Raw genomic sequence first — 15933 nt, forward strand, 5'->3', positions numbered from 1 at the left:
ACAGGAAGACACAATGGCTTCGGCTCAAACCAGATTTCAAGTGAACAAAGTCGCCGTGCTCGGCGCAGGCGTGATGGGCGCGCAGATTGCGGCCCACCTGGTCAATGTCAAGGTGCCCGTCATCCTGTTTGACCTGCCCGCCAAGGAAGGCCCCAAGAACGGCATCGTCACCAAGGCGGTGGAAGGGCTCAAGAAGCTCAAGCCCTCGCCCCTGGGCGTGCCCGACGACGCGGCGCTGATCGTGCAGGCCAACTATGAAGAGCACATGGAGCTGCTCAAGGACTGCGACCTGATCATCGAGGCCATTGCCGAGCGCATGGACTGGAAGCTTGACCTGTACAAGAAGATCGCGCCCTTCGTGGCGCCGCACACCATCGTCGCGTCCAACACCTCGGGCCTGTCGATCACCAGGCTCAGCGAGGCCCTGCCTGAAGAAATCAAGCCGCGCTTCTGCGGCATCCACTTCTTCAACCCGCCGCGCTACATGTACCTGGTGGAGCTGATCAACACCCCCACCACCGACGCCCACATCCTGGACGACCTGGAGACCTTTGTCACCAGCGGCCTGGGCAAGGGCGTGGTGCGCGCGCACGACACACCCAACTTCATCGCCAACCGCGTGGGCATCGCTGGCATGCTGGCCACCATGAAGGAGGTCGAGAACTTCGGCCTCACGGTGGACGTGGTGGACGACCTCACGGGCAAGAAGCTCGGCCGCGCCAGCAGCGGCACCTTCCGCACCGCCGATGTGGTGGGCCTGGACACCATGGCCCACGTCATCAAGACGCTGCAGGACAACCTGAACGAGGACACCGACCCGTTCTACGCCAGCTTTGCCACGCCCGAAGTGCTCAAGACCCTGCTGGACATGGGCAACCTGGGCCAGAAGACCGGCGCGGGCTTTTACAAGAAGGTGGGCCGCGACATCCTGCGCTTTGACCTGGCCAGCAAGGACTACGTGCCCGCTGGCGGCAAGGCCGATGAGGTCTATGGCCGCATGCTCAAGAAGCCCGCGGGCGAGCGCCTGAGGCTGCTGCGCGAGAGCGAGGGCGCCCAGGGCCAGTTCCTCTGGGCCATTTTGCGCAACAGCTTTCACTACGCCGCCGTGCACCTGGCCGAGATTGCCGAAACCGCGCGCGACATCGACTTTGCGATGCGCTGGGGCTTTGGCATGAAGCAGGGTCCGTTCGAGCTCTGGCAGGAAGCCGGCTGGCTCGAAGTGGCCAACTGGATCAAGGAAGACATCAAGGCCGGCAAGACGCTGAGCAAGGCGCCGCTGCCCGCCTGGGTGTTCAAGGGCGCCGTGGCCACGGCCGGCGGCGTGCACACGGCCAAGGGCTCGTGGAACGCGGCCACCAAGAAGTTCCAGCCGCGCCGCGTGCTGCCGGTCTATGAGCGCCAGCACTTCCCCGAGACCGTCCAGGGCAGCGGCGCACCCGACTACAAGACGGCCGGCACGACGCTGCACGAGACCGACGCCATCCGCCTGTGGACGCTCGATGACCAGGTGGTCATTGCCAGCCTCAAGACCAAGATGCACGCCATCAGCCCCGAGGTGGCCGAGGGCCTGCAGATGGCCGTGGACCTGGCCGAGAAGTCGTACCAGGGCGTTGTGATCTGGTCGGGCGACGAGCCCTTCAGCGCCGGCGCCGACCTGCAGGCCATGCTGCCGGCCTTCATGACGGTGGGCGTGAGCGCCATCGACGAGGCCGAGGCCTACCTGCAGCAGACCATGCTGCGCCTGCGCTATGCCAATGTGCCGGTGATCTCGGCCATTCGCGGGCTGGCACTGGGCGGCGGCTGCGAGATGGCCATCCACTCGGCGCGCCGCGTCGCGGCCATGGAAAGCTACATTGGCCTGGTGGAAGTTGGCGTGGGCCTGGTGCCCGGTGCCGGTGGCCTGACCTACATCGCGCGCCGCGCCGCCGAGAACTCGGCCGCCTCCACCGACAAGGACCTGCTCAAGTTCGTGACCGAAGGCTTCACCGCTGCGGCCATGGCCAAGGTGGGCACCAGCGCCATCGAGAGCCGCAAGATCGGCTACCTGCTTGACAGTGATTTGATCGTGCCCAACAAGGACGAGCTGCTGTTCGTGGCCCTGAACGAGGCCCGCGCCATGTACACCGCGGGCTACCGCCCGCCGCACCGCCGCCAGTTCCCGGTGGCGGGCCGCAGCGGCAAGGCCACCATCCAGGGCCAGCTGGTCAACATGCGCGACGGCGGCTTCATCAGCCAGCACGACTTCCACATCGCCAGCCTGATCGCCGGCGTGGTGACCGGGGGCGACGTGGACACCAACACCCTGGTGACCGAGGAGTACCTGATGACGCTGGAGCGCCGCGCCTTCTGCTCGCTGCTCACGCACCCCAAGACGCAGGAACGCATCATGGGCATGCTGTCCACCGGCAAGCCGGTGAGGAACTGATGACCGCCGCAACCCTGCACGCCGCGCCCAACCGCCTGCAGCGCCAGCTCGAGCGGCTCAAGGAGGCGCCCGCGCTGGTGCGCCCCTGGGTGCGCAACATCGTGCTGCGCCGCGCGGTGCCGTTCACCGGCACAGCCGGCCTGCGCTTCATCACCATGGAGCCCGGCCAGGTGGAGATTGCCATTGCCAACGAGCGCCGGGTGCAGAACCACATTGGCGGCGTGCATGCCTCCGCCATGAACCTGCTGGCCGAGACGGCCACCGGCATGGTGGTGGGCATGAACGTGCGCGACGACTGCCTCCCGCTGGCCAAGGAGCTGCGCATGGCGTTTCGCAAGCGCGCCACCGGCGGCCTGCGCGCGGTGGCCACGCTGAGCGATGCGCAGCGCGCCGCCATGCAGGCCAGCGACAAGGGCGAGGTCAATGTGTCGGTCACCGTGACCGACGAGGCCGGTGTCAACCCGGTCGAATGTGAATTTATCTGGGCCTGGATTCCGTCCGGCCCGCGCAGGAGTGAAACATGAGCAAGCAAGTCCAGGAAGCCTACATCGTCGCCGCCACGCGCACGCCCATCGGGCGATCGCACAAGGGCTATTTCCGCAACACCCGCCCCGACGAGCTGCTGGCCACCGCGCTGCGCGCCGCGCTGGCCCAGGTGCCGGGGCTGGACCCCGCGGCCATTGAAGACGTGATCTGCGGCTGCGCCATTCCCGAAGGGCCCCAGGGCCTGAACGTCGCGCGCATCGGCGCGGTGCTGGCCGGCCTGCCCAAGAGCGTGGGCGGCATCACCGTCAACCGCTTCTGCGCCTCGGGCCTGTCGGCCGTGCAGATGGCGGCCGACCGCATCCGCGTGGGCGAGTCCGACGTGATGATCGCCGCCGGCACCGAGAGCATGAGCATGGTGCCCATGATGGGCAACTCGCCCAGTCTCTCGCCCACCATCTTCAGCAACCCCGACGACATCGAGAGCTACGGCATTGCCTACGGCATGGGCCTCACGGCCGAGAAGGTGGCCCAGCAGTGGAAGGTCAGCCGCGAGGCGCAGGACGAGTTTGCCTACCGCTCGCACATGAAGGCCATTGCCGCCATGAAGGCCGGCGAGTTCGCGGCCGAGATCACCCCGGTGGACGTGGCCGAGCGCTCGCTTGACCTGGACGCCGCCGAAGTGAGCGTGAGCACACGCACCGTCAACCTGGACGAAGGCGCGCGGCCCGACACCACGCCCGAGGGCCTGGCCAAGCTGCGCACCGTGTTCGCGGCCCGCGGCTCGGTCACGGCCGGCAACAGCTCGCAGACGTCTGATGGCGCGGGCGCGCTGATCCTGGCGAGCGAAGCGGCCGTCAAGCGCTTCGGCCTCAAGCCGCTGGCCCGTTTTGTGAGCTATGCCAGCCGGGGCGTGCCGCCGCACATCATGGGCATTGGCCCCATTGAAGCCATCCCGGCCGCGCTGCGCTATGCGGGCCTGAAGCACGAAGACATGGACTGGATCGAGCTCAACGAGGCCTTTGCCGCGCAGTCGCTGGCCGTGATGAACACGCTGGGCCTGGACCCGGCCAAGGTCAACCCCATGGGCGGCGCCATTGCACTGGGCCACCCGCTGGGCGCCACGGGCGCTATCCGGTCTGCGACAGTGGTTCACGCGCTGCAGCGCAAGAATCTCAAGTACGGCATGGTCACCATGTGCGTGGGCATGGGGCAGGGCGCCGCGGGCATCTTCGAACGGGTCTGAAAAGCCGGCGCGCCATCAGACAGGGCGCCACCCCATTCAAGGACTTGGCGGGAGGGATTCCATGCAACGAAGACAGGTCGTCGGCGCACTGACCACCGCCACCGTTCTGGGCGCTGGCGCCACGGGCCTGGCGGGGTGTTCCGAAGCAGGAGAAGGCGTGACGCGTTTTGCTGACATCACACAGGCGATTGCCGCCATCGAGGCTGTCCGGGTCGACGGCCGCACCCGCAGTGGCTGGCCGCTCGCGCAGGTGCTCAATCACGTGGCCCAGGGCGTTGAATACTCCATCGGAGCCGGGTTTCCTGAATTGAAGCCGGCGCTGTTTCGCCACACCGTGGGCGCCATCGCCTTTGGCGTGTTTGATGCGCGCGGCGCCATGAGCCATTCGCTGACCGAGCCGGTCCCGGGGGCGCCCGCGCTGGACTTGCCGGCTACCCTGGCCGAGGCCTCGCAGCGTTGCATCCAGGCCTTCCAGGCCCTGCAGGCCTTCACGGGCCAACCCCATCCCCACTTTGCCTACGGGAGCCTGAGCCTGGCGCAAAACCAGCGGGCCCACCTCATGCACCTGGCCAACCACTGGACCTTGGTGGTGGCTCGGGCATGACACAGGCAGACCACGTTTTTGATGCGGCAGTGGCCCTGCAGCCCGCCGGGGGCGATGCCTTTGCGGGCCAGACCCATCCGGCCTGGGCCAACATGGTCGGGCCATTCGGCGGGATCACCGCGGCCCAGGCCCTGAGCGCGGTGCTGCGGCATCCGCAGCTGCTGGGCGAGCCGGTGTCGCTCACGGTCAATTTCTGCGCCGCGCTGGCCGACGGGGCCTTCAGCATCACGGCCCGGCCCGTGCGCACCAACCGCTCCACGCAGCACTGGCTGATCGAGATGCAGCAGCAGGGCCAGACCGTGCTCACGGCCACGGCCTTCACCGCGCTGCGCCGCGACACATGGGGCGCGGCCGAGCACCCCATGCCCACGGTGGCGCCGCCTGCGGACTTTGCGCTGCCCGCCGGCCGCGGCCGCGTGGAGTGGATCAACCGCTACGAGATGCGTTTTGTGGATGGCGGCTTCCCCGCCGCCTGGGACGGCACCGACCATGGCGCCAGCCGCACCCGGCTGTGGCTGCGCGACCAGCCGCCGCGCCCGCTGGACTTTGCCTCGCTCACCGCGCTGTCAGACGTGTTCTTTCCGCGCATCTGGCGCCGCCGCGCGAGCCCGGTGCCCATCGGCACCGTGTCGATGACGGTGTATTTCCATGCCGACGCCGCGCTGCTGCAGGCCACGGGCACCGGCTACCTGCTGGGCCAGGCCCAGGCCCAGGCCTTCCGCAGGGGCTATTTCGACCAGACCGCGCAGTTGTGGAATGAAGCCGGAGAATTGCTGGTCACGACCCACCAGGTTGTCTACTACAAGGAATAGCTGTGGCCCCCGTTGCTCTCATCATCGGCGCCGGTGACGCCACCGGCGGCGCCATTGCGCGGCGCTTTGCGCGCGGCGGCTACACCGCCTGCGCCACGCGCCGCAGCCTGGACAAGCTGCAGCCGCTGCTGGACCAGATCCAGGCCGACGGCGGCACGGCCCATGGCTTTGCCTCTGATGCACGCAAGGAAGAAGAGGTGGTGGCGCTCATCGAGCAGATCGAGTCCACCGTGGGCCCGATTGAAGTGATGGTGTTCAACATTGGCGCCAACGTGCCCAGCAGCATCCTCGATGAATCGGCGCGCAAGTATTTCAAGATCTGGGAGATGGCCTGCTTCAGCGGCTTTCTCAACGGGCGCGAGGTGGCCAGACGCATGGTCACGCGGGCCGGGCCCGACCGCCAGCAAACCATCATCTTCACCGGCGCCACGGCGTCGCTGCGCGGCGCGTCGGGCTTCGCGGCCTTTGCCGGCGCCAAGCACGCGCTGCGCGCGCTGGCCCAGAGCATGGCGCGCGAGCTCGGGCCGCGCGGCATCCATGTGGCGCACAGCATCATCGACGGCGCGATTGACACGGAGTTCATCCGCGAGAATTTTCCCCAGCGCTACGCGCTCAAGAGCGAAGACGGCATCCTCAACCCCGACCACATTGCCGACGCCTACTGGATGCTGCACCAGCAGCCGCGCGACGCCTGGACGCATGAGCTGGATTTGCGCCCCTACATGGAGAAGTTCTGATGGCCAAAACGTTCGAGTTCTGGTTCGACTTCGGCAGCCCCGCGTCCTACCTCGCCCACACCCAGGTGGCCGCTCTGGCGCAGGCCACGGGCGCGCAGGCGCAGTACCGGCCCATGCTGCTGGGCGGCGTGTTCCAGGCCACGGGCAACCACTCGCCGGCCACCATCCCGGCCAAGGGCGCCTACACCTTCACCGACTTTGACCGCTATGCCAGGCGCTACGGCGTGCCGCTGAACCGCAACCCGCATTTCCCCATCAACACCCTGATGCTGATGCGTGGCGCCGTGGGCCTGCAGCTGCGCGAGCCCGATCGCTTCATGGCCTATGTGGACTTGGCCTTTCGCGCCATCTGGGTCGATGCCAAGAACCTCAACGACCCGGCCACCGTGGGCGCCGTGCTGCATGCCGCCGGCTTTGACCCGGCCGCGCTGCTCGCGCTCACGCAGGACGCGCAGGTCAAGGACCGGCTCAAGGCCGTGACGCAAGAGGCCATTGACCGCGGCGTGTTTGGCGCGCCCACCTTTTTTGTCGGCGACCAGATGTTCTGGGGCCAGGACCGCATTGAATTTGTAAAGGAAGCATTGCAATGACCCAGGAAATCCTCACCCACACCGAAGCCGGCGTGATGACCATCACGCTGAACCGCGTGGACAAGAAAAACTCCATCACCGCCGCCATGTACGCGGCCATGGCCGATGCGCTGGACGCCGCGGCCCAAGACGCCGCCACCCGCGTGGTGGTGTTCCAGGGCCACGAGACCATCTTCAGCGCCGGCAACGACATTGGCGACTTTTTGAACAAGCCGCCCGCGGGCATGAACTCGCCGGTGTTCCGCTTCCTGCACGGCATTGCGGCCTTTCCCAAGCCCGTGATCGCCGCCGTCTGCGGCCCGGCCGTGGGCATTGGCACCACCATGCTGTTCCATTGCGACCTGGTCTATGCCGGTGACAACGCGGCCTTCAGCATGCCGTTTGTCAACCTGGGCCTGTGCCCCGAGGCGGCCTCCAGCCTGCTGGTGCCGCAGATGCTGGGCTACCACCGCGCGGCCGAGGCGCTGCTGATGGGTGAGCCCTTCATGGCCGAGGCCGCGCTCGAGGTGGGCCTGGTCAACCGCGTGCTGCCGCCCACCGAGGCCAACAACTACGCCCAGGCGCAGGCGCGCAAGCTCGCGGCCAAGCCCATCAGCTCGCTGATCGAAACCAAGCGCCTCATGAAGATGGGGCAGGGCGCGCTGGTCAAGCAGCAGATGGCCGAAGAGGGCGCGAGTTTTGGCCGCATGCTGGGCGAGCCGGCCGCCAAGGAAGCCTTCACCGCCTTCATGGAGCGCCGCAAGCCCGATTTCAGCAAGGTTTAGAGTCAAAAGAGGCTGGAGTCCAGGACTGGCGGGCACTTTCAGCTATACATTCAATAGCAACCGGAGACTGCCATGGCCCCGACCCCCTCGCTCAAGGACAAGACCCTGTTCATCACCGGCGCCTCGCGCGGCATTGGCCTGGCCATTGCCAGGCGCGCCGCCGCCGATGGCGCGCGCATCGTCATTGCCGCCAAGACCACCGACGCCAACCCCAAGCTGCCCGGCACCATCTACAGCGCCGCTGAAGAAATTGAAGCCGCCGGCGGCAAGGCGCTGCCGCTCATGGTCGACATCCGCGACGAAGAAGCCGTGGCCGCTGCCGTGGCCCAGGCCGTGCAGGCCTTTGGCGGCATCGACATCCTGGTCAACAACGCCAGCGCCATCAGCCTGACCGACACCGAGCACACGCCCATGAAGCGCTACGACCTCATGAACCAGGTCAATGCGCGGGGCACCTACCTGTGCACCCAGGCCTGCCTGGCCGAGCTCAAGAAGTCGGCCGCCGCGGGCCGGGGCGGCCATGTGCTCAACATGTCGCCGCCGCTGTCCATGAAGCAGCACTGGTTTGAGAATCACACGGCCTACACCATGGCCAAGTACGGCATGAGCATGTGCACGCTGGGCCACTCGGGCGAGTTCAAAAAGTACGGCATTGCCGTCAACAGCCTGTGGCCGCGCACCGCCATTGCCACGGCCGCGCTGCAGATGATCCCCGGCGTGGACGTGAACCTGTGCCGCACGCCCGAGATCCTGTCCGACGCGGCCTATTTCATCCTCACCAGCGACCCCCGGGCCGACGGCGGCAGCGGTAACTTCTACATCGACGACGAACTGCTCGCGGCGCATGGCGTGACCGCGCTGGACCGCTACGCGGTCAAGCCCGGCACCACGCGCTTCATCCCCGACTTTTTCGTGGACTGAGGCGGCGCGCCACGCCGCGTTGCCAGCGCGGCGGGCGGCGTTCATGGGAGTGTCACAGGCGGAATTTAGTCTCCGTTGAACCGAAACTTTTCCGGGGATACGATGAAAATCCGCCTTGCCCGCTGCGCCGCGCTGGCTGCAGTTGCCTCCGCCTCATTGACCGCCTGTGGAGGTTCCGGCTCACCGGCCCCCGCGCCGGTGGTCGAAGCGCCCTTCACCGTCAAGGTGATTGGCTTCAACGACTACCACGGCAACCTTGAGTCGCCCGGAACCTTCGGCACCAGCACGGCCGTGCCGGCCGCCGACCGCCCGCCCGTGGGCGGCGCCGAGTTCATTGCCGCGCACGTGGCCCGGCTGAAAAGCCAGAACCCCAACAACGTGGTGGTGGGCGCCGGTGACTTCATTGGCGCCAGCCCGCTGATTTCTTCCCTGTTCCAGGACGAGCCCGCGGTCGAGACCGTCAACCGCATTGGCCTGGAGTTCAACGCGGTCGGCAACCATGAGTTTGACAAGGGCTCGGCCGAGTTGTTGCGCCTGCAGAACGGGGGCTGCAAAACCACCGGCGGCGTGCAGGACCCCAACAGCTGCAAGGGGGCCGCGGTCGGCACGCCGGTGCCCTTCGAGGGCGCCAAATTCAAGTGGCTGTCGGCCAACGTGGTCCAGACCGCCACCGGCAAGACGCTGCTGCCGGCCTACGGCATCAAGGAATTCAAGGGCGTGAAGGTGGCCTTCATCGGCATGACGCTCAAGGCCACGCCCACCATCGTGACCCCGACCGGCGTGGCCGGCCTCACCTTCAAGGACGAGGCCGATACGGTGAATGGCCTGATTGCCGAACTGCGCGGCCAGGGCATTGAGGCCATTGGCGTCCTGGTCCACCAGGGCGGCTTCCAGACCGGCACGCTGTCGGACATCAACGGCTGCGAAGGCCAGCTCGCGGGCTCCGACATCGCCAGCATCGTGGCCAGGCTTGACGATGCCGTGGACTTCGTGGTGAGTGGCCACACCCACGCGGCCTACAACTGCAAGCTGCCCAACAGCAAGGGGCGCAACATTCCGGTCACCAGCTCCAGCGCCTTTGGCCGTGTGCTGACCGACATCGACCTGACCATCAACCCCGCCACCCGTGACATCACCGCCGCCACCGCGACCAACATCCTGGTCACGCGCAACGATGCCTCGGTGCCCGCCAACCCCACGGTCAGCGCGCTGGTCACGGCCTACAAGAACCTGGTCTCGCCGCTGGCCAATGCCGTGATCGGCGCCATCACCGCCGACCTGCCCAACAGTCGTGTGGACAAGGCCTGCAACATGCCCGCCGGGGACCTGATTGCCGATTCGCAGCTCGCGGCAACGCAGGCAGCCGACTTTGGCGGCGCCGTGGTGGCCTTCATGAACGGCGGCGGCGTGCGCAGCCCGGGCTTCAACTTTGCCTCCAGCGCCGCCGGTGAAGGCGATGGCAACGTCACCTACGGAGAAGCGTTCACCGTGCAGCCGTTTGGCAACAGCCTGGTGACGCTGTCACTGACCACCAGGGACATCAGGGACTTCCTGGAAGAGCAGTTTGCCGGCTGCCTGGGGCAATCCGCCACCGCCACGCGCGTGGCCATCCCGTCCGGCGGCTTCAAGTACACGTGGGATGGCGCCAAGGCGTGTGGCGCGCGCATCAGCAACGTAACCCTGCGCACCGGCGCGGTGACCGAGACGCTGGTCGATGCGCTGGGCGTGGTGCAGAACCCCACCAAGGTCTACCGTGTCACGGTCAACAATTTCATGGCCGATGGCGGTGACGGTTATTCCACCCTCGTGCGCGGCACCAACCGGCTGGGGGGCGCCCAGGACATTGACGCCCTGACCGCCTACATGGCCGGCTTCAAGGTCCCCAAGGCGGCTTATGCGCCCAATGCCAACCCGGCCGATGCCGGCACGCCGCGCATCAACCGCACCGGCGGCACCACTTGCCCCACGGGCGCGAACGTCAACTCTTGAAGCGGCGCCATGTCGTGGCGGCCCTGGGTGGGGCCGCCGTTTGCCTGACGGCCGGGGCCCACACCGGCCCCCTGCCCGGCGCCGCGCGGCAGCACGAGCGCCGCGCCCTGTTACGCCAGGCCGAGGCGGCCCTGCAGCGCCTGGACACCGGCGCGGCCGAGCACGCGCTGGAACTGGCGGGCAACCTCGCGCACGAGGCGGACACTGAAATCCTCCTGCTGCGCACCTGCATGCAGCAGGGGCAGTACCGCAAGGCACTCGCGTTCGCGGCCCACACGGCCGGCGTGCATCAGGACGAAGTGGGCGGCACCTTGCTCTATGCCTGGCTGCTTCACCTGGGTGGGCAGCGCGACGCGGCCCAACGGCTGCTGGCGCGCCTGCAGGCGGGTGCGCGCGGGCAGCGCCTGGTGCGCGACACCCGCGCGCTGCTGGCCAGCGATGCCCCGGTGGTGGGCGCGGCCTTGCTGCAGCCGCCCCTTCGCCTGGCGCCTTTTGCGCAGCGCCTGCCTGGCAGCGAGCAGGCCGCGGTGCTGGGCACGGCCACCCTGGTGCGGGGTGGGCGCTTTGCGCTCGCTCCGGCGCAGGTGCTGGGCGCGCAGGCCCGGGGCTGGGTGCGCAACGGGCTCGGCCAGATGCGCGCCGCGCGCGTGGTGGGGCAGGCGGCGCACCGGCTGGTGTTGCTGGAACTCGCTCACCCCCTGCCCGATGCCCGTGCCGTGGGCGTGCCGCGCGACATGTTTCCTGGCGCACCGGGCTACCTGGCGGGCTACACCGCGCATCGGGGCGGGGCGCCGGCCTGGCCGCTTTTGCGCCCCGGCTTTCTGGGCGCCGCGCAGGACGATGGCACGCGCGCCCTGGGCGTGGCGGTGCCCGCGCGGCAACCCCTGGGCGGGCCTTTGTATGACGCAGCGGGCCGTGTGGCGGGCGTGGCGGTGGCAGGCCCCGGGGGCGGGCAACTGGTGCCGGCCTCGCGGCTGGCCGGGGCGTTTGGCGCCGACCTGTTCGCCGCCCCCGCGGCAGGGGTGGGGGCCGGTGCCGCGGCCAGCGCTGGCGCGGATGCCATCTACGAGCTTGCGCTGGTGCAGGCGTTACAAATCATGGGCCGCCGATAGGCGCCGGCTGCCCATTGGCGGCCAATTGCTGGAAGAATATGCGTTCGCGCCGGGCACGACCCGGTTCATCCCCGACTTTTTTGTGGATTGAACTGCCATGAGCTACATGCTGCTGATTGCCGAACCCGTGGGCCAGCGCCGTGCCCGCACCGAAGCCGAGGGCCGGGCCGCCTACCAGCAGATGACCGACTTTGCCGCCAGCCTCCAGTCGCGCGGCCTGCTCAAGGCCACGCAGTCGCTGGCTTCTGAAAACCAGGCCGCCCGCGTCACGGTGCGCGGCGGCAAGGCCCAGGTGCTCGACGGCCCGTTTGCCGAGGCCAAGGAAATGATCGGCGGCTACTTCCTGCTCACCTGCAAGACCTTTGAAGAGGCCGTGGCCATTGCCAGCGAATGCCCGGCGGCCCAGTGGGCCACCGTGGAGGTGCGCGGCTTTGCGCCCTGCTACGACGACGGTGTGCGGCCGCTCGCCGCCCCCGCGTCCGCAGCAGCCTAGGGTTTTTACCTAGCTTGATGTGTCGAAACCGCGGCCTGCGGTTCGTCGTGGTGGCAAAGGCCCATTCCGGTTGCCTTTCACAAGGAGTGACGCACCATGCCCACCACCACCCCCTGCCTGTGGTTTGATCGCCAGGCCAAGGAGGCTGCGGACTTTTATGTCTCGGTCTTTCCCCGCTCGCGCATTACCGCGCTGACCCACTACGGCCCCGGCATGCCCGTGCCCGAGGGCACGGTGCTGACCGTGGCCTTTGAGCTCGACGGCCGCGGCTACACCGCGCTCAATGGCGGCCCGCACTTCAGCTTTTCGCCCGCGATCTCGTTTGTGGTGGAGTGTGCCGACCAGGCCGAGGTGGACCACTACTGGCACCACCTGTCGGCCTACCCCGAGCATGAGCAGTGCGGTTGGGTCAAGGACAAATTTGGCGTGTCGTGGCAGATCGTGCCCAAGGCCATGCTCGACATGCTGCAGCACCCCGACGCCGCGGGCCGCCAGCGCGCCATGGCCGCGATGATGGGCATGAAGAAGCTGGACACCGCGGCCCTGCAACGTGCCTTTGATGGCCGGTAACCGGAGCGCCACCATGATGAACCCCGTTGTGCACTTTGAAATGCCCTATGACGACGCCGACCGCATCGTCCGCTTTTATCAATCAGTGTTTGGCTGGCAACTGCAGCGCCTGGGCGAGGCCATGGGCAACTATGTGCTCGCCACCACCGCCACCCAGGCCGAGGCGCCGCCCGTGGAGCACACCGCGGTGCGCGGCGTGATCAACGGCGGCTTTTACCCGCGCAACCCGGACTGGCCCGCGCAGCACCCGTCGGTGGTGATCGGGGTGGACGACGTGCAGGCCGCCATGGCCCGCGTGGCCGCCGCGGGCGGCGAGGTGCTCGGCGAGCCCGTGGTGATCCCCGGCGTGGGCCACTATGTTTCCTTCTACGACACCGAGCGCAACCGCGTGAGCATGCTGCAGCCCTTGCCCCTGGCGGGTGGCGGTGCCCGCTGACACGCAACGCCTTCAGGAGCCCCCCATGCGTTTCATGATCATCGTCAAGTCGTGCCCCGAGTTCGAGGCCGAGACCACGCCGCAAACCCCGGATGAAGCCCTCATGGCAGCCATGGCCGATTTCCATGAGCAACTGGCCAGGGCTGGCGTGCTGCTGGACGCCAGCGGCCTGCAGCCCAGCCGCAAGGGCTGGCGCATCCACTACGACGGGCAGAAGCGCACCGTGGTAGACGGCCCGTTTGCCGAGAGCAAGGAACTGATCGCCGGCTACACCACCATCCAGGTGCGCAGCCGCGAGGAAGCCATGGAGTGGTCGCGCCGGTTCCCCAACCCGGCGGGCGAGGGCCTGCCCGCGGTGATCGAGGTCCGCCAGCTTTATGAACTGGACGACTTCACGCCCAACGAGCAGGTGCAGCGCTTTCGCGACATCAACACACCCGGCCGGACGCAACCGGCCTCTGCCTGAAAAAAAAAGGAGCACTCAACATGCAGATCAAATTCATCAGCCTCATGGTGGCTGACCAGGACAAGGCACTGGCCTTCTACACCGGCGTTCTGGGCTTTCAGAAATGCGCCGATATCCCCATGGGCAGCTACCGCTGGTTGACCGTGACATCGCCCGACGGCATTGACGGCGTGGAACTGGTGCTGGAGCCCATGGCCTTTCCTCCCGCGCAGGTCTACCAGAAGGCCTTGTTCGAGGCCGGCATTCCCGCCACCGCCGTGATCACCACCGACATCCAAGCCGAGGTGAAAAAGCTCAAGGCCAGGGGCGTGGTCTTTCGCGGCGAGCCGCAGGCCATGGGCCCGATCACCGCCGTGGTGTTTGAAGACACGTGCGGCAACCTCATCAACCTGGTCCAGCCCGCAACCCCGGGGCAGGCCTGAACCGACCCAAGGAGTTCTCATGTCACGCCAGATCTTTGTCAACCTGCCCATCAAGAACATGGCCAGCAGCCAGGCCTTCTTCAAAAGCCTGGGCTTCAGCTTCAACCCGCAATTCACCAACGAGCAGGGCGCCTGCATGGTGGTGGCCGACAACATCTTTGTGATGCTGCTCATCGAGCCGTTCTTCCAGACCTTCACCAAGAAGCCCGTGGCCGACGCCACGAAGTCCACCGAGGTGCTGGTCTGCCTGTCGTGCGAAAGCCGCGCCGAGGTGGACGACCTGGTCAAGAAGGCCGTGGCCGCCGGCGGCACCACGCCCAACCCGCCGCAGGACCACGGCTTCATGTACGCGCACAGCTTCACCGACCTGGACGGGCACGGCTGGGAACTGGTCTACATGGATCCGGCCGCCACGCCGCCGCAGATGTAAGCGCAGCGGCTGATGCATTCCGCTACCCACCAGGCGATCGCGGCTGTATGGCGCATCGAGTCCCCCAAGATTGTGGCCAGCGTTGCGCGCATGGTGCGCGACGTGGGCCTGGCCGAAGACCTGGCGCAGGACGCGTTGGTGGCCGCGCTGGAGCACTGGCCGCTTGAAGGCATCCCCGACAAACCCGGCGCCTGGCTCATGACCACCGCCAAACACCGCGCGCTGGACCGCCTGCGCCGCAACAAGGTGCTGGACGAAAAACTCGAGCAGATCGGCGCCGACCTGGAGGCGCAAGAGGCCCTGGTGGTGCCCGACTTTGTGGACGGCCTGGACGCCGCGCGCGCCGACGAGGTGGGCGACGACCTGTTGCGCCTGATCTTCACCGCCTGCCACCCCGTGCTGTCCACCGAGGCGCGCGTGGCCCTCACGCTCAAGCTGCTGGGCGGGCTGACCACGCACGAGATTGCCCGCGCCTACCTCGTGCCCGAGGCCACCATGGCGCAGCGCATCGTGCGCGCCAAGCGCACCCTGACCGAGGCACGCGTGCCCTTTGAGCTGCCGCGCGGCAGCGTGCTGGGCGAGCGCCTGGCCTCGGTGCTGGAGGTGGTCTACCTCATCTTCAACGAGGGCTACACCGCCACCGCGGGCGACGACTGGATGCGCCCCACGCTGGCCGACGAAGCCATCCGCCTGGGCCGCATGCTGGCCGAGCTGGCGCCCGACGCCGCCGAAGTGCATGGCCTGCTGGCACTGATGGAGCTGCAGGCCTCGCGCACGCCCGCGCGGCTGGACGCGCAGGGCCGGCCCGTGCTGCTCATGGCCCAGGACCGCAGCCGCTGGGACGCCCTGCTCATCCGCCGCGGCCTGGCCGCGCTGGCGCGCGCCGACGAACTGGCCCGCGCGCTGGCCCAGCCGCTGGGCCCCTATGCATTGCAAGCCGCCATTGCCGCCTGCCACGCCCGGGCCCGCACCGGCGAAGAGACCGATTGGCCGCGCATTGCCGCGCAATACGAAGCGCTGGCCCAGGTGGCGCCGTCACCCGTGGTGGAACTGAACCGTGCCGTGGCCGTGGGCATGGCCTTTGGCCCGGCGGCGGGGCTGGAGATCCTGGATGCGCTGGCCGGCGAAAAGGCACTCAAGAACTACCAGTGGCTGCCCAGCGTGCGCGGCGACCTGCTGGCCAAGCTGGGCCGCCATGACGAGGCAAGGCAGGAGTTTGAACGCGCCGCCGCGCTGGCCGGCAATGCGCGCGAGAGGGAACTGCTGCTGGCACGGGCGGGGGAGATGGCGAATGGCGGGGCTGCGGGTTGAGTCGCTGAGTGGGCTAGTTGCTACAAGTTTCGTAGCGCACTGAGGCCGCCAGGTATGGACTCCAGGCATATTTGACTTGAATTCTCCTTGCGGGCGCATGGCCGGGGTCTTATTTGTGGTCT

The 15933-nt window shown here is 67.7% G+C and carries 18 protein-coding genes; all 18 read left to right on the forward strand.

The window, feature by feature from the left end:
- Positions 1–13 precede the first annotated feature (13 nt).
- On the forward strand, positions 14–2425 hold the full coding sequence (locus tag KF796_06785) for an enoyl-CoA hydratase/isomerase family protein (GenBank protein ID MBX3586332.1): 2412 nt from the start codon (positions 14–16) through the stop codon (positions 2423–2425).
- A complete protein-coding gene (locus tag KF796_06790) occupies positions 2425–2949 on the forward strand; it encodes a DUF4442 domain-containing protein (protein ID MBX3586333.1) in 525 nt (174 codons plus the stop codon). The genes KF796_06785 and KF796_06790 overlap by 1 nt, the downstream gene beginning before the upstream one ends.
- On the forward strand, positions 2946–4154 hold the full coding sequence (locus tag KF796_06795; GenBank protein ID MBX3586334.1) for an acetyl-CoA C-acyltransferase: 1209 nt from the start codon (positions 2946–2948) through the stop codon (positions 4152–4154). The genes KF796_06790 and KF796_06795 overlap by 4 nt, the downstream gene beginning before the upstream one ends.
- A gap of 61 nt (positions 4155–4215) precedes the next feature.
- Positions 4216–4758 carry a DUF1569 domain-containing protein gene (locus KF796_06800; protein MBX3586335.1) on the forward strand — a complete coding sequence of 181 codons (543 nt, stop codon included), beginning with the start codon at positions 4216–4218 and terminating at the stop codon, positions 4756–4758.
- On the forward strand, positions 4755–5570 hold the full coding sequence (locus KF796_06805; protein MBX3586336.1) for a thioesterase family protein: 816 nt from the start codon (positions 4755–4757) through the stop codon (positions 5568–5570). Before KF796_06800 ends, KF796_06805 begins: the two co-directional genes overlap by 4 nt.
- The gene (locus tag KF796_06810) at positions 5567–6307 is read left to right on the forward strand and encodes an SDR family oxidoreductase (protein ID MBX3586337.1); all 741 of its coding nucleotides are present in this window, start codon (positions 5567–5569) and stop codon (positions 6305–6307) included. The genes KF796_06805 and KF796_06810 overlap by 4 nt, the downstream gene beginning before the upstream one ends.
- Positions 6307–6897: a 2-hydroxychromene-2-carboxylate isomerase gene (locus tag KF796_06815; protein ID MBX3586338.1), complete on the forward strand. Its 591-nt coding sequence runs from the start codon at positions 6307–6309 to the stop codon at positions 6895–6897. Before KF796_06810 ends, KF796_06815 begins: the two co-directional genes overlap by 1 nt.
- Entirely contained in the window at positions 6894–7661 is a 768-nt protein-coding gene (locus KF796_06820; protein MBX3586339.1) for an enoyl-CoA hydratase, read from the forward strand. Before KF796_06815 ends, KF796_06820 begins: the two co-directional genes overlap by 4 nt.
- A gap of 72 nt (positions 7662–7733) precedes the next feature.
- Positions 7734–8582, forward strand: a complete 849-nt coding sequence (locus tag KF796_06825) for an NAD(P)-dependent oxidoreductase (protein ID MBX3586340.1) — start codon at positions 7734–7736, stop codon at positions 8580–8582.
- A 102-nt stretch (positions 8583–8684) separates the two neighbouring features.
- Positions 8685–10571 (forward strand): bifunctional metallophosphatase/5'-nucleotidase, encoded by a 1887-nt coding sequence (locus KF796_06830; GenBank protein ID MBX3586341.1) that lies wholly within the window; start codon positions 8685–8687, stop codon positions 10569–10571.
- Entirely contained in the window at positions 10568–11683 is a 1116-nt protein-coding gene (locus KF796_06835) for a hypothetical protein (GenBank protein ID MBX3586342.1), read from the forward strand. The genes KF796_06830 and KF796_06835 overlap by 4 nt, the downstream gene beginning before the upstream one ends.
- A gap of 97 nt (positions 11684–11780) precedes the next feature.
- Positions 11781–12176: a dehydrogenase gene (locus KF796_06840; protein ID MBX3586343.1), complete on the forward strand. Its 396-nt coding sequence runs from the start codon at positions 11781–11783 to the stop codon at positions 12174–12176.
- 96 nt (positions 12177–12272) lie between these two features.
- Positions 12273–12746, forward strand: a complete 474-nt coding sequence (locus tag KF796_06845; GenBank protein ID MBX3586344.1) for a VOC family protein — start codon at positions 12273–12275, stop codon at positions 12744–12746.
- 13 nt (positions 12747–12759) lie between these two features.
- Positions 12760–13182, forward strand: a complete 423-nt coding sequence (locus KF796_06850) for a VOC family protein (GenBank protein ID MBX3586345.1) — start codon at positions 12760–12762, stop codon at positions 13180–13182.
- 25 nt (positions 13183–13207) lie between these two features.
- Positions 13208–13648, forward strand: a complete 441-nt coding sequence (locus KF796_06855; GenBank protein MBX3586346.1) for a YciI family protein — start codon at positions 13208–13210, stop codon at positions 13646–13648.
- 20 nt (positions 13649–13668) lie between these two features.
- A complete protein-coding gene (locus KF796_06860) occupies positions 13669–14070 on the forward strand; it encodes a VOC family protein (GenBank protein ID MBX3586347.1) in 402 nt (133 codons plus the stop codon).
- A gap of 19 nt (positions 14071–14089) precedes the next feature.
- Positions 14090–14500 (forward strand): VOC family protein, encoded by a 411-nt coding sequence (locus tag KF796_06865; GenBank protein ID MBX3586348.1) that lies wholly within the window; start codon positions 14090–14092, stop codon positions 14498–14500.
- Positions 14501–14512: 12 nt separating this feature from the next.
- Positions 14513–15811, forward strand: a complete 1299-nt coding sequence (locus KF796_06870; protein MBX3586349.1) for an RNA polymerase sigma factor — start codon at positions 14513–14515, stop codon at positions 15809–15811.
- Positions 15812–15933: the final 122 nt, after the last annotated feature.

The organism is Ramlibacter sp., from assembly GCA_019635435.1.
Lineage (GTDB): Bacteria > Pseudomonadota > Gammaproteobacteria > Burkholderiales > Burkholderiaceae_C > JAHBZM01.

Excerpts from the sequence above, each read along its gene's own strand:
- KF796_06830 (MBX3586341.1), top strand. The coding sequence starts at position 8,685 with ATGAAAATCCGCCTTGCCCGCTGCGCCGCGCTGGCTGCAGTTGCCTCC.
- KF796_06800 (MBX3586335.1), top strand. The coding sequence starts at position 4,216 with ATGCAACGAAGACAGGTCGTCGGCGCACTGACCACCGCCACCGTTCTG.
- KF796_06795 (MBX3586334.1), top strand. The coding sequence starts at position 2,946 with ATGAGCAAGCAAGTCCAGGAAGCCTACATCGTCGCCGCCACGCGCACG.
- KF796_06820 (MBX3586339.1), top strand. The coding sequence starts at position 6,894 with ATGACCCAGGAAATCCTCACCCACACCGAAGCCGGCGTGATGACCATC.
- KF796_06815 (MBX3586338.1), top strand. The coding sequence starts at position 6,307 with ATGGCCAAAACGTTCGAGTTCTGGTTCGACTTCGGCAGCCCCGCGTCC.
- KF796_06805 (MBX3586336.1), top strand. The coding sequence starts at position 4,755 with ATGACACAGGCAGACCACGTTTTTGATGCGGCAGTGGCCCTGCAGCCC.
- KF796_06850 (MBX3586345.1), top strand. The coding sequence starts at position 12,760 with ATGATGAACCCCGTTGTGCACTTTGAAATGCCCTATGACGACGCCGAC.
- KF796_06790 (MBX3586333.1), top strand. The coding sequence starts at position 2,425 with ATGACCGCCGCAACCCTGCACGCCGCGCCCAACCGCCTGCAGCGCCAG.
- KF796_06785 (MBX3586332.1), top strand. The coding sequence starts at position 14 with ATGGCTTCGGCTCAAACCAGATTTCAAGTGAACAAAGTCGCCGTGCTC.
- KF796_06855 (MBX3586346.1), top strand. The coding sequence starts at position 13,208 with ATGCGTTTCATGATCATCGTCAAGTCGTGCCCCGAGTTCGAGGCCGAG.
- KF796_06865 (MBX3586348.1), top strand. The coding sequence starts at position 14,090 with ATGTCACGCCAGATCTTTGTCAACCTGCCCATCAAGAACATGGCCAGC.
- KF796_06860 (MBX3586347.1), top strand. The coding sequence starts at position 13,669 with ATGCAGATCAAATTCATCAGCCTCATGGTGGCTGACCAGGACAAGGCA.
- KF796_06870 (MBX3586349.1), top strand. The coding sequence starts at position 14,513 with ATGCATTCCGCTACCCACCAGGCGATCGCGGCTGTATGGCGCATCGAG.
- KF796_06825 (MBX3586340.1), top strand. The coding sequence starts at position 7,734 with ATGGCCCCGACCCCCTCGCTCAAGGACAAGACCCTGTTCATCACCGGC.
- KF796_06845 (MBX3586344.1), top strand. The coding sequence starts at position 12,273 with ATGCCCACCACCACCCCCTGCCTGTGGTTTGATCGCCAGGCCAAGGAG.
- KF796_06840 (MBX3586343.1), top strand. The coding sequence starts at position 11,781 with ATGAGCTACATGCTGCTGATTGCCGAACCCGTGGGCCAGCGCCGTGCC.